Annotated in this window: 9 protein-coding genes; 3 read left to right on the forward strand and 6 right to left on the reverse strand. The window is 52.7% G+C overall.

Translation table 11 applies throughout. The annotated features are described in order from the left end of the window. Positions 1-444: 444 nt before the first annotated feature. Positions 445-1920, forward strand: a complete 1476-nt coding sequence (locus SH451x_RS05040; protein ID WP_479361353.1) for a glycoside hydrolase family 130 protein — start codon at positions 445-447, stop codon at positions 1918-1920. A gap of 34 nt (positions 1921-1954) precedes the next feature. On the opposite strand, the gene SH451x_RS05045 is transcribed toward SH451x_RS05040, so the two are convergent. Together SH451x_RS05045 and SH451x_RS05050 are read right to left on the reverse strand one after the other, a co-directional pair. Further along, positions 1955-2866: an archaemetzincin gene (locus SH451x_RS05045; protein WP_479361354.1), complete on the reverse strand. Its 912-nt coding sequence runs from the start codon at positions 2864-2866 to the stop codon at positions 1955-1957. Between the two features lie 34 nt (positions 2867-2900). Beyond that, the gene (locus tag SH451x_RS05050; protein WP_479361355.1) at positions 2901-3710 is read right to left on the reverse strand and encodes an SDR family NAD(P)-dependent oxidoreductase; all 810 of its coding nucleotides are present in this window, start codon (positions 3708-3710) and stop codon (positions 2901-2903) included. Positions 3711-3773: 63 nt separating this feature from the next. On the opposite strand from SH451x_RS05050, the gene SH451x_RS05055 reads away from it, so the two are divergent. After that, positions 3774-5291 (forward strand): sulfatase family protein, encoded by a 1518-nt coding sequence (locus tag SH451x_RS05055; RefSeq protein ID WP_479362882.1) that lies wholly within the window; start codon positions 3774-3776, stop codon positions 5289-5291. On the opposite strand, the gene SH451x_RS05060 is transcribed toward SH451x_RS05055, so the two are convergent. The 4 genes from SH451x_RS05060 to SH451x_RS05075 all read right to left on the reverse strand — a co-directional run bounded on the left by SH451x_RS05060 (position 5282) and on the right by SH451x_RS05075 (position 10470). Next, entirely contained in the window at positions 5282-6145 is an 864-nt protein-coding gene (locus SH451x_RS05060; protein ID WP_479361356.1) for a carbon-nitrogen hydrolase family protein, read from the reverse strand. The two genes, SH451x_RS05055 and SH451x_RS05060, sit on opposite strands and share 10 nt — an antisense overlap. 16 nt (positions 6146-6161) lie before the next feature. Further along, a complete protein-coding gene (gene hisS / locus SH451x_RS05065; protein ID WP_479362883.1) occupies positions 6162-7508 on the reverse strand; it encodes a histidine--tRNA ligase in 1347 nt (448 codons plus the stop codon). A 181-nt stretch (positions 7509-7689) separates the two neighbouring features. Further along, positions 7690-8175 (reverse strand): YkgJ family cysteine cluster protein, encoded by a 486-nt coding sequence (locus tag SH451x_RS05070; protein WP_479361357.1) that lies wholly within the window; start codon positions 8173-8175, stop codon positions 7690-7692. A gap of 861 nt (positions 8176-9036) precedes the next feature. After that, complete coding sequence (locus SH451x_RS05075; protein WP_479361358.1) at positions 9037-10470, reverse strand: ammonium transporter; 1434 nt, start codon at positions 10468-10470, stop codon at positions 9037-9039. A gap of 714 nt (positions 10471-11184) precedes the next feature. Here SH451x_RS05075 and SH451x_RS05080 point away from each other — a divergent pair. Next, the gene (locus tag SH451x_RS05080; protein WP_479361359.1) at positions 11185-12432 is read left to right on the forward strand and encodes a hypothetical protein; all 1248 of its coding nucleotides are present in this window, start codon (positions 11185-11187) and stop codon (positions 12430-12432) included. Positions 12433-12450 lie beyond the last annotated feature (18 nt).

Genomic DNA, 12450 nt, shown 5'->3' on the forward strand with positions numbered 1-12450 from the left:
TTCCGTGTCGATTCTGGAGTTCGCTCCCGATTCAGCCTTCCTGTCTGCCGGTGTTTGTGTTTATCGGTCCGGCAGTCAATTGAGCGAAACCTCCCAAGGGCCGTTTCGGTAATTGACTCCCGCTCCATAACTCGCCGATGCTTCAGCACGCCAGCAGATTCTTAGAGCAAGGCCCTGCTATCCTTGTTTTGGGCTTACATACGCCGATTTAAATTCAAATCGGCATCTTCGTGGCAGGTCGTCGTCCCATCTGTTGTTCGCGATCGATTTGACGAGCCGGCTGAGCTCAAGCGGCCAACATTCAAAACTTTATTAGAATTTATGCCACACGACATTGCGGTTGATCCTAATAATTTAGTTGCGACAAAGCTCTAGTAGTTTTTCGATGAACCAGTATGTTTCTACAGCCTTGCATCGGAACATAAACCTGAGGACGATGGCTAGATGAATCCGCCTGTAAACAAATCGACTGTGCCTGTCTACCGTACCGGTATCTGTCTCGCTCCCAATTTGGCGCGCGTTGTTTTTCGACCGTTTAACATCAGCGATGAAAAACGAGTGATGCGGATCTTCACGCGCGTCATCTGCATGACCGATGAAGAAATGAGCGCCGAATTCGATCGAGTGCTCGCCGAATTCAAAGGCCGCCATCAAAAGCCGCTGCAGTTCTTTCAAGCGCGTTTTAACGCCGTCAAAAAGATCGTCAACGTCCATTCAAACATCGACGAAAATCGACAATTGTTGATCGGCGCTTACTTCACCATGGAGTATTCGCTTGAATCCGCTGCCTTATTCAATCCTTCGATCGTGTGGCACCCTAAGCAAGATTCTGTCGAACCTGGCGCACGGCGGTTCCTGATTTCGTTGCGGGCGACGGGCGAAGGCCATCTGTCTAGTATTACATTTCGCGAAGGCACGATCACCGCGGACTATCAGATCTTGATGGATCCAGTCAGCAAATACGTGACGATGCCGACCAACGTTCCCGATGCGTTGATTAAAGCAAAGATCTTCGGCCGCAAACTCATGGAACTCGCGATTCCAAAGCGGACGATTGATGCCGTGACGGCACTTCTGCCACCTGAGTTTTCAGATCGGCAGTTTGAACAAGCGATCTCGCTGTTACTGACCAGCGGCGAAAGCCATGAGATAGGGTTGCATTCATACTTGAATACGATGCGAACGTTGATTGCGTCGAACTACACCGTTGAATTTGAACCAGAGCTGTCAATTTCCGAACGTGTCTTGTTTCCAGGAGCACCCAGCGAAAGCAACGGTATCGAAGACGCTCGATTTGTCCAGTTTTGTGAACCCGGCCATTGCAAGTACTATGCGACCTACTCTGCCTACGACGGCCGCGTCGTGCTACCGCAGTTGATCGAAACGAATGACTTCCGTCGGTTTAGCGTCCATACCCTCAATGGCGCTGCAGTGCAGAACAAAGGGTTTGCACTTTTTCCGCGGATGATCAATGGCCGCTATTTTATGCTGGGTCGGCAAGATGGCGAAAATGTCTTTATCATGTCCTCAGACCAACTCTATTTCTGGAACGAAAAACAGGATCTGCTGAAGCCGCTCTACCCGTGGGAGTTTGTACAACTAGGGAATTGTGGTTCGCCGATCGAAACGAAAGCTGGTTGGCTCGTGCTCACTCATGGCGTTGGGCCGCTTCGAAAGTATGCAATTGGAGCGTGTTTGCTCGATCTCAATGATCCTACCAAAGTGCTAGGACGGCTCAGCGAACCACTGCTAGTGCCTGATCAAAACGAACGAGAAGGCTACGTGCCAAACGTGGTGTATAGCTGCGGCGGCATCATTCATAACGAACGCTTGGTCATCCCGTATGCCATGAGCGATTATGCCTCGTCTTTTGCAACCGTGCCGTTGGAGCCATTACTGGCCGCGCTCACAGGATCATAGCCCAGTCGATTCCAGCAGTTAGCGGTAGCTCAAATCAAGGGTTCAGTAAATCGCTAGCCGCCTGGAAATAAGACTCCTCGGCGATTTTGTTAGCCTTACAAAATTCGGCCAGCTTCACGAAACGCTCGCCCGCATCCGCATTCGTCGCATAGACAACCTTTGCTAAACACTCTGGACATAGATTCAGCGGCTGCCGATCTGCTTCCTCAAGTGAGTTGCTGCCCTGCATGTTGCAAGCGTAAGCCGTGCAATGCTTGATCGAAAACATATGGCCGGTCTCATGCGAAGCAACCTTCAGAGTGCGTCGCAATCGCAAGTCGTTGATCGCCGCGTTGTCTGTTGTCGATTCAAAGCGGCTGATCGACCAGATGCCTACACGATCTCGATACGTCGCTTGACCAAAAACAAAATTCCAACCTTCGCCGGGCCACAGATCCACGGTGGTCAGGCCGAGGATTGCAAAACCATCGCGCGGCAAGCGAGGTGGCAAAAGCTTCTCAAGCACGTAGCTTGTTAGGATTTGCTGCTTCCCGGTGGCTGTGTTTGTGCGGCGAGACTCGCTGGGAATTTCGGATTCCGCGATAGTTTCAAGAGTACGAACTTTACAAGCAAAATAGATCTCCAAAAACTCGGCGGTCTTTTCTAATAACGCTTGGTCGTCGCCTAAAAACTCGCCGATCGGCTGGATGTAAAGCGTACTTCGAGCACGTGAAAGAGTGTTCGGGCGACCCGACAAGTATTGTCGAAACGTTTGCCCCGTTTCTTGTTGTGTTGCTAGCCAGTCTCCGGGCTGTGGTTCAGCGATTGGTGACGACAGCGGGAGCAATTTTCTAACCAGCGACTGCGCTCGCTGGATCTGTGAGGATGACTGTGCAAGCACGCTCGAGCAAATCGCAAGGCTCCATACAATCGACCACAACATTCCGCGATAAGTTCGAACGTTCATATGCTGGGCCTAACGAAAAATAGAGCATCAGCGCTTATCGAGCGGTCCAACCACCATCGACAAACAAGAGGCTGCCAGTCGTAAAACTACTGGCGGGGCTGGCTAAATAGATCGCAGCCCCTTGAATCTCCTTAAGTTCGCCCCATCGCTCTAGAGCCACCGCGCCGACGATGAACTTTTTGGCTTCTTCGGTATCAGCTATTGGAATGTTCATCTCGGTTAGGAATGGGCCGGGACAAATTGCATTGCACGTCACTCCGAATGGCGCTACCTCTAGCGCAAAAGCGCGTGTCATTTGAACGACGGCACCTTTACTGCTGGCGTATGGGGTTCGATTCGCCAAGCCGACGACGCCTAAAGTGCTGGCGAGATTGATAATTCGTCCATAATTTGCCGCCTTCATCGCCGGTAAAACTGATCGGCAAGCGTTCCAGGTTCCGTGAACATTCGTGCGGATGACCTGATCAAACTGTTCGCTGCTCAATTCCGTAATCGGACCGCGGATGTTGATCCCCGCGCTATTGATTAGAATATCGATGCGGTTCCAACGTTTGAGCGCGACGGCCATCGCGTTTTCCATCGACACCAATTCAGTCACATCGCCGCCAAATGCAATCGCCTCCACGCCATATTGCTCGGCAAGCTGATTTGCCATAGCCTCAGCTACTTCCGCATCACGTCCAATGATCAGTAAATTGGCGCCCGCAGATGCCAAGCCCGCAGCCATCGCCAACCCCAACCCTTTCGCTCCGCCCGTTATCACGGCGACTTGCGAGTCTAATCGAAATTGAGAGATGCCCGGCAAATTTGATGTGGTGTTAGTCATACCGAAATCATAGAGCATTCCGGCCGCTTTCGAAACAATACAGGAGTTCTAAAAAAGATGAGCGTACGACAGACTTTCCTGATGTTGATCCTACCCATGTTGCTCGGTTCGCAATTCTTGAGCTTGACGGGCGAGCTCCGGGCCGCGGAAAAGAACATCATTTTCTTTATCACCGACGACGAAGGCCCAACGCTCGGCTGCTATGGCGACAAAGTTGCAAGAACTCCAGCGATCGATGCCCTCGCCGCCGATGGTCTGCTTTTCCGAAACGCCTTTGCCACGACCGCTTCCTGCAGCGCTAGCCGTTCCGTCATATTGTCAGGCTTGCACAATCATAAAAATGGCCAGTTCGGGCACCAACATGACTTTCACAAGTTCTCTTCGTTCGACCATGTCGTGAGCCTGTCGCTGCCTCGAGTCTTGGCGAACGAAGGTTACCGAACAGCTCAGATTGGAAAGTATCACGTCGCTCCAGAAATCGTGTATCACTTTGACGAGTATCTACCAGCGAATTCGCGCAGCCCGGTTGAGATGGCGGAGAACTGTCGCGAGTTCATATCCGCTTCATCGGATCAACCATTCTTCCTCTACTTTGCAACCTCCGACCCCCATCGCAGCGACAAAGTTGATGAGACTTCATCGCTTGAGCTCAAGCCGAATCTATTTGGCAACAAACCTCAGCGAGGTGCCTATCCAATGATTGCCGAAGAGTTCTTTTCGCCTTCCGAAGTGGACGTGCCGTACTTCTTAACCGATAACGCGGAAACGCGAAGTGAACTTGCACAATATTACCAATCTTGTTCCAGGATCGATCAAGGTCTAGCTCGCTTGGTCAAGATCCTGCAAGAAGCGAACTTGTACGACAAAACGATGATCGTCTTTACTTCCGATCACGGCGTCGCCTTCCCAGGCGCGAAAACGACCGTCTACGAGGCCGGTTTGAAAGTGCCCTTGGTCGTGCGTAATCCTTATGAGCAAGCGCGAGGTGTCGAGTCACAGGCGCTCGTCAGTCACATCGATATCACCCCCAGCCTGCTTGATTTCGCCGGCGGCCTGGATCAAGCAGTCAATGGTCCCAAAAAGTGGATAAATCCCAACGATTTTTGGAAGAACGAAGGCGTACGCTTGAGGGAGAACCAGAGCGGTCCCTTTCAGTTTCGCAGCTACCATGGGAAATCTTGGCTACATTTATTTTCGCAGCCGCAGGCAGAACATTGGGATAACATTTTTGCATCGCATACGTTTCATGAGATTCAAATGTACTATCCCATGCGTGCTATCCGCGATACGCAATACAAACTGATTTGGAATATCGCGCATCCGTTGCCGTTTCCCTTCGCCTCCGACCTTTGGATCGCCCCCTCCTGGCAGTCGCAGTACAAAAAAGGACTGGATGCTCCTTACGGCGTCAACACGGTAGGCGAATACATTCAGCGTCCTGAATTTGAACTGTATGATATCCGCAGCGATGCGCAGGAGTCAAAGAATCTTGCGGAAGACCCTGCTTATGCAGCGACGCTGGAAAACTACAAACGCAAGCTGAAAGAGTTTCAGCAAGCGATGGAAGACCCTTGGGCTCTCAAATGGGACTACGAATAATCGTCGACCGGTCGTCGTAGATCATGCGGTTGAACAAGGTCGCCGTAGAACTCTGGATGCCGGTCAGCAAAGCGATCAATAATATGTTCGCCGGGAATTCGTACCAAGCGTTTCGCACGAGCGACTTCCGTATCGATTCGCCCGATCACGATTCCTTCCTCTTGCCCGTGGCAGTCACTGATCGCTTCCCCGTCGACACCGCAAAGCCGACTTTCACCGATGAATCGAAAACCTCGTTCTGTTCCGACGCGATTTACACTCATGAAGTAGACGTTATTTTCCAGTGCGCGAGCATTCGGTAGAAACTTGGCAAACGTCGTTGCTCCAGGCGGCCAGTTCGTGGGGAGGATGAGTAAGTCGGCGCCTTGCAACGCCATGATTCGAGACGATTCCGGAAACGAACCGTCATAACAAATGTGTACGCCTACATGCATGCCGCTCAGGTCGTACGTCGTGTACGGCCATTTTCCGGGTGTTGCGAAACGATCGATACCTAAGAACGGAAGGTGGATTTTACGATACACACCCACCAATCCGTCGGGACCTACCACTGGGCAAGCGTTGTAGATTTCGCCCTGTTCGCCTATTTCAAGCATCCCGAACGCGACGTATTTTTGATGCTCGCGACACCACTCGATCATGGCCTGCGTCGTAGGTCCAGGAATCGGTTCCGACAGCGGAAGTGCCTCTTCCAGCGACTTGAAACAATAGCCCGTCAACATACACTCGGGAAAGACGACAAGATCGCAATCCTGCAATGCCGATTGATTCAACCAATCGTACATTCGCTGTAAGTTAGCGGCCTTGTCGGCGAAAGTAACATGCGTCTGTACGCCAGCGACTGTCTTCAACATCTCGTGTCCCTCGCTTTTATGCCAACAAAGTGCCGTTTGGTAGATTAAGCAACATGGTCACAGTGTCAATTAATTGTTGTGGGTCTTTTTTCCAGGCGATCTCAGAACTGGTCTTATGTCGCAAGTCTTTGACTTGGCAGGCGCCGCGCTGAAGTTCGTCCGAACCGGCGATGACAGCAAGCGGAAATCCTCGCGCATCAGCATGTTTCAGTTGTTGCCCTAACTTCTTCGCTTCGGGATAAAGCTCGACGTTGATATCAGCGTTGCGCAAGATGGTTGCAATTGCAAGATAATCTCCCAATCTTTCCGCGTCAAAATAGGGTACAAAGACGGTCTTGTTGGAGGTCAGATTCTCGAGCGCTTGCATTTGTTCTAGGGCCGCGAGCAAACGATCGAGCCCCAGCGATCCACCGATGCCTGGCAAGTGTTGCTTTGTATACAGCCCCGCAAGATTGTCGTATCGCCCGCCACTGCAAACGCTGCCGATCTCTGGCAAGTCGCCCAGGAGTGTTTCGAAAACGATCCCTGTGTAATAGTCTAACCCGCGCGCAATGCGTACATCGATCCGCACCGATTCGGGGTCGCCTGTGATGGCATGCATGGCTTCGCAGATCTGCTCAAGTCGGCTAATTCCCGCTGCTGCGTCAGGCTGGTCGCCCAGCGAACGCTGAAGCTCTTCCAAGATCGCTTCGTTCGTACCTGTGGCTTTGGCGAGCGACAGGACTTTATCGATCTGGTTCGCCTGTAACTTGGCAACGTTCGATAGTTCTTGAACGACGACTTCTTCACCCAGCTTATCGAACTTGTCCAAAGCACGCAGGACCGCCGTCGAACGGTCATGGGCATCGATCGATTTGAGAAGCCCCGACAGAATTTGGCGGCTGTTAACTCGGATCTGGAAGCGTGTTATGCCCAGCGAGCTGAGCAAACTGTGGACGACGTTGATCGTTTCAATGTCAGCGACAACGCTTTCTGTTCCGATCGTGTCGAAATCGCATTGCGTGAATTCGCGATAGCGACCAGCCTGCGGATTTTCGCCACGCCAAACAGCGGCAATTTGATATCGCTTGAAGGGCAGTCCGACTTCGGCATGATGCTGAGCGACGAATCGAGCCAATGGTACCGTCAAGTCGAACCGCATGCCGACGTGGCGGCTACCATGTTCAAAGTGGTACATCTGGCGATCAGTCTCTTCCGACCCCTTCCCAGTTAACACCTCGAAATACTCGAGAGCTGGGGTATCGATGGGGACAAAACCAAACTTCCGGTAAACAGTCCGCGCGACGCTCATCATCCACTCGCGTTGCAGCATGGCGGCTGGCAGATAATCGCGAAAACCTTTGAGCGTACGGGGCTGAATCAATTGCTGAGACATCGATATTTTTAAAAAGTAGGAACGAGCCAGGCGTAAAGACGCCACGACCGACATTTGAAAGCACCTCGGCAACTCTGACAAGAAGTGGACGCCACGAGTTCGCGCTCAACGAGCATGCCGAGTGTCCGCCGGGAAGACAACGCTTTTTTTGCTAGTTTTGGCTGACCGCTTAGTTCAGAACTGGTAGCTTTGGAGGCTGCGTCCGCAGTTTATCGGGATCGCTGCTAAAGAAGCGCGCTTCCATATATTCAGCGACTTGTTCCGGCGTTTCAAAGTAGCGATCGTACACGGCTGTGTCATCGTACTCGCAACGTTTGGTCGAATAGTCGCGACAAATCTGCGGACGCGTTTCGTAGATTCCGCACATATTGTTCGATTGAAGGTGCTTGCAGGTAGTGTGAACCAGCAGGTACCACGTGTCCCCGTCGACAAACACAGAAGCTCGATCGTGCAGCAGATACCAGCGCATGTAATCAAATTCGTGCATTTCCGTTGGCGGATCCAGCGGCAATGCAAAGTACCGGCAGCAAAGCGCCGTACAGTAGTCGCAAAGGCATTCTGACTTAGGCACTTCATCGCGCGTGGGCCGTCGCCCATCCATCGTTTTCAGTGGAGTCGGCGTTGCGATTTGCGGTAGGACAGGCAAGCTAACCATGGGCGATTAAGTAAGCGATGGATCGTGAACGGGAACTGGAATTGAATTCGCCTTGATCGTAACCCAAGTTTGCTAGAAAAGCCATGCTTTGGAAGCCCGAAAACCGGCGACAATCGCATCACCCAAGCGCATCGTAGCTGGCTTCGCCAAGAAGCCGGTTGCACAATGGCAAGTTTGGCCGTTACGCCACGAGCACTGCTGGACAAGCCAGCAGTGGCACCCTTTTCAGGAACAGTTCGTAGTACCGCCTTCAGGCGGACGCACGCGCAAACCAAGCGCATCGTAGCTGGCTTCGCCTAGAAGCCGGGGTTATGTTGGGGAGCTTTTCCATTACGCCACGAGCACTGCTGGACAAGCCAGCAGTGGCACCCTTTTCAGGAACTGTTCGTAGTACCGCCTTCAGGCGGACGCACGCGCAAACCAAGCGCATCGTAGCTTGCTTCGCCCAGAAGCCGGGGGCACGTTGGGGAGCTTGGCTGTTACGCCACGAGCACTGCTGGGCAAGCCAGCAGTGGCACCCTGTTCAGAAAGCTCAACTGCCTGATAGAAGTGGCACCCTATTCAGGAAACGGTCCAGCATCATGTTTCAAAAATTGGACCCAGTTCGTCGCCAAAGATGCCTCAAATCGCAGGCAGGGACGGTGCCAAAAATTCAGGCCGCAAACACCCCGACCCGCGGCAGTTGAGGCGCAGTCTCTGCCACGGGTCATTGGGGCATCCTTCGGCCCAGGCAAGAGCCGAGATGGATTGCGTTTTTCAAACTGATTTAGCGGAGACAACGCAGAGCAAAACTCCACGTGTCCGTTGACCCGCGTGCGGCAGCCGAAGCCACCGCACGCGGTCGAGTAGATCAAACATGTACTACGAGATGCTCGACTCAACTGGATAAGCATGAAGTCCATGCTCGACGATATCCAAGCCAGCCTTCTCTTCTTCGGCGGAAACTCGCAGGAATCCAACCATCTTTAGGATAAAGAAGACGATGAACATGGTGATAAACGCCCACAGTACGATGACGACTGTGCCGTACAACTGAGTCATGAACACTTTCTCGGCTCCGAAGATACCAGTTGCAAGGCCGCCCCACACGCCGCACAGGCCGTGAACAGGCCACGCTCCAACTGGATCGTCGATCTTTAGCTTATCGAGTGCGATAACCCCCAGAACTACCAATGCACCGGCAACAGCTCCGATAACAATCGCAGCCCATTGCTCAACGCAATCGCAGTTCGCGGTGATACCAACCAAGCCGCCCAACATGCCGTTCAAAGCCATCGTCAAGTCGGGCTTGCCGAACGCTGCCCAAGCAACGATCAACGCCACAACTGCACCAGCTGATGCAGCCAAAATCGTCGTCAGTGCGATATAGCTGGTCGCTTCTGCGTTCGATGCTCCAGCGTATGTCAACTGGCTACCTGGGTTGAAACCAAACCAACCGATGAACAGGATAAATACGCCCAGCGCTGCAAAGGTCAAATTGTGACCAGGGATGGGAATACTGCGGCCGTCGGCGGAATATCGGCCGAGACGAGGTCCGAGCAGAATCGCTCCGGCCAGACCAGCAAATCCACCAACCGCATGGACCACAATGCTACCCGCAAAATCGTGGAAACCAGCTTCGGCTAAGAAGCCACCCCCCCATTTCCAAAAACCACTGATTGGATAGATCAAGCCAGTGATGATCACACTGTAAACCAGGTAAGCGCCAAACTTTAAACGTCCAGCAACCGCACCAGAGACAATGGTTGCTGCTGTTGCAGCAAACGCAGCCTGAAACAAAAAGTCAGACGATGCAGACCAAGGCACGCTGGTGTTCGCGTTGAAATTAGGCTCTACGTCGCGAGCGACAAATGGAGCGCCAAACCCGAAATATCCCCCTGCATAATCTGCCCCGGGATACATCAAACCATATCCAACAACCCAGAAGAGCAACACGCCAAGGCACAAGTCGAGCAAGTTCTTCGACAAAATGTTGACCGTGCACTTCGCGGTATTCAAACCGACTTCGACCATCGCGAACCCTGCTTGCATGAACAAAACCAAGATCGCACAAATGAACATGATAATCGTGTTGAACGCATAATCGTTCAACTGCTCGGGCGTTGCATCGGCTGGCGGAGCTTCTTCGGCCGGTGCCTCCTCTGTTACCGTCTCTGCTGTTACTTCAGCCGCAGTTTCCGCAGCCTCCTGTGCAAATGATGTTAAAGTACTGATGTCTGAAACCGATAATACCGCAAACGCTACAAGCGCCAAAATGCTCAGTCCGAGCCAAGTTTTCGAGGTCAGCCTCGTCATGGAGTCTCTCCTGTACACGACAAAAAATGAAAACGATCTGCATTTCCGCAACAAGACCGCAGCCGCACACAGGCGTACCGATCGGGCTCGAGTTGCCGCAGCTACAAGCTGCTGTAACCACCCGGACCGATTCTCCCGTCGACCCCTGCCTGGGCCTTGCGATCAAAATCGTAAGTCGACTTCGACCGGTCTGGTGCTCGTCGTGCATGCAACAACAATTCCCGCGCCAACCGGTACTGACCAGGTGTCCTCGAAGTGCTTAAAATCCTGCCAGCAAGCAAGTTAAGAAGTCAAATAAAATTTTCATTTTGTTTAAAGTGCCCCAAGAATAGCACTCGTGCCTAGAATGTGAGCATTTCATGGTTCCCGCCCAAGGACGACGCGGAAGCCAAATTTCGTCGAATGCCAGCCTTTTTTGACCGCCCTCCAGTCACGAACTAAGTGTCGAAAATGCCTTCCCAAGCCGCGAGGGTTCCCCGCAAGTCTGGCTACAAACTTCGAGGGTGAGCCGGCACGGCAAAGGCTCCTCAATCCCCTCCCCTTCCCATTCAAGCCTCCCGCTGACTGCATTCGGAAAACATGTCGGCAACCTCCGCGAAACTTTGGCGTACATAAAAGGAACGCCACGGCATATAATCGCAAGCGACTATTACCTAACGGTCACTGGTTTTCCCCCTTTCGACTCCGACCACCCTTCCTGCGGGCACTTAACACTTGAATATTCCAGCCCACTCCGTTCGTCGCTGGCCAATCACAGCAACCTTCGCGGCTATTCTTTCGTTCTGTTACAGCAACGCTTACGCCCAACAGGTAGAACTCGTCGACCTTTCGGGTAACGTGCAAAAAGGCGAACTGCAGCAGTTTGCCGACGGGAGCGTTGTAATCGTCGAGAACGGCAGTGAAAAATCGATCGCCACGTCAGACCTGTTGCGCGTTCAGTTCGCCAACGGCCAAACAGCCGAAGCTTCTCCACCGGACGGTGTTCAAGTCGTGCTGACCGACGGCACAAGCTTGCGAGCCCAACAAATCACTGGAGACAATGATGTCTGGCAGATTCAAGGCGAAACGTTCCTTAGCGATATCGCCTTGCCCAGCAACGCCATCAGTTCGCTTCAGTTCCGCACGCTGCCGGATCCTGCGGCACAAACATGGAAGTCTTCTCAGCAAGGCGAACGCGTCTCCGACTCGATTGCCGTGCTTCGCGAAAACGACCTGGAAATGCTCAACGGAGCCATCATCGCAATTACCGAAGAGACGGTTCAGTTCGAATTCGACGGCCAGACCATTCCGGCTCCCCGAGCGAAACTAGCCGGTGCCATTTGGTTTCGTCGCGATCGCGTCGATGTAGAAAACGCCGCCACGGTCATAACAAACAATGGGACTCGACTGATAAGCCGCTCTTTGGAACTAGTTCGAGATGGCTCGACGTCAGTATTGAACTTGGTAACCCTGGGTGGTGTTGAAGTCAAAATCGATGCGAGCAAGCTTGCGCAGATCGATTACGCGTCGGCGAACATGAAATGGCTGAACGAAATCGAGTCGCTCGAACGCGTTGCAACGCCCAATCTTAGCTCTGCTACCCCAATTTCCGCGCGACTCGAACTTTTGAAGCCACGCTTTGTTTCCGCAGATTTGAAATCGTCCACCACGGATGCGACAACCAACCGGAATCTGTTATTCGAAGGCGCAGGCAAGGTCGTGATGCGAGCTCCCGAGGGGTACCAGCGACTGGAGGCGAGCGTGGAGCGAGCCAAGGGCGCTTCGGTTCTCAGCCCCATCAACATTGTTGTGCGATCTGATGGAAAGGTCGTGTGGTCGAGAGAGTTTTCAGGCGATCAAATGCGGGCCGAAATCGAGGCGGAAGTGGTGCCGAACAAACAGTTCGAAATCGCAATCGAATCCCCGTCCCTGATCGGCTTTGGAACTCGTACGATCTTGCTTCAACCGCGATTGCTTCGGTAGTCGAGATTCATCCACAAG

The sequence above is a fragment of the Njordella aestuarii genome, assembly GCF_056494165.1.

Coding starts and splice junctions, on each gene's coding strand:
- SH451x_RS05040 (WP_479361353.1), top strand. CDS start 445: ATGAATCCGCCTGTAAACAAATCGACTGTGCCTGTCTACCGTACCGGT.
- SH451x_RS05045 (WP_479361354.1), bottom strand. CDS start 2,866: ATGAACGTTCGAACTTATCGCGGAATGTTGTGGTCGATTGTATGGAGC.
- SH451x_RS05050 (WP_479361355.1), bottom strand. CDS start 3,710: ATGCTCTATGATTTCGGTATGACTAACACCACATCAAATTTGCCGGGC.
- SH451x_RS05055 (WP_479362882.1), top strand. CDS start 3,774: ATGTTGATCCTACCCATGTTGCTCGGTTCGCAATTCTTGAGCTTGACG.
- SH451x_RS05060 (WP_479361356.1), bottom strand. CDS start 6,145: ATGTTGAAGACAGTCGCTGGCGTACAGACGCATGTTACTTTCGCCGAC.
- SH451x_RS05070 (WP_479361357.1), bottom strand. CDS start 8,175: ATGGTTAGCTTGCCTGTCCTACCGCAAATCGCAACGCCGACTCCACTG.
- SH451x_RS05075 (WP_479361358.1), bottom strand. CDS start 10,470: ATGACGAGGCTGACCTCGAAAACTTGGCTCGGACTGAGCATTTTGGCG.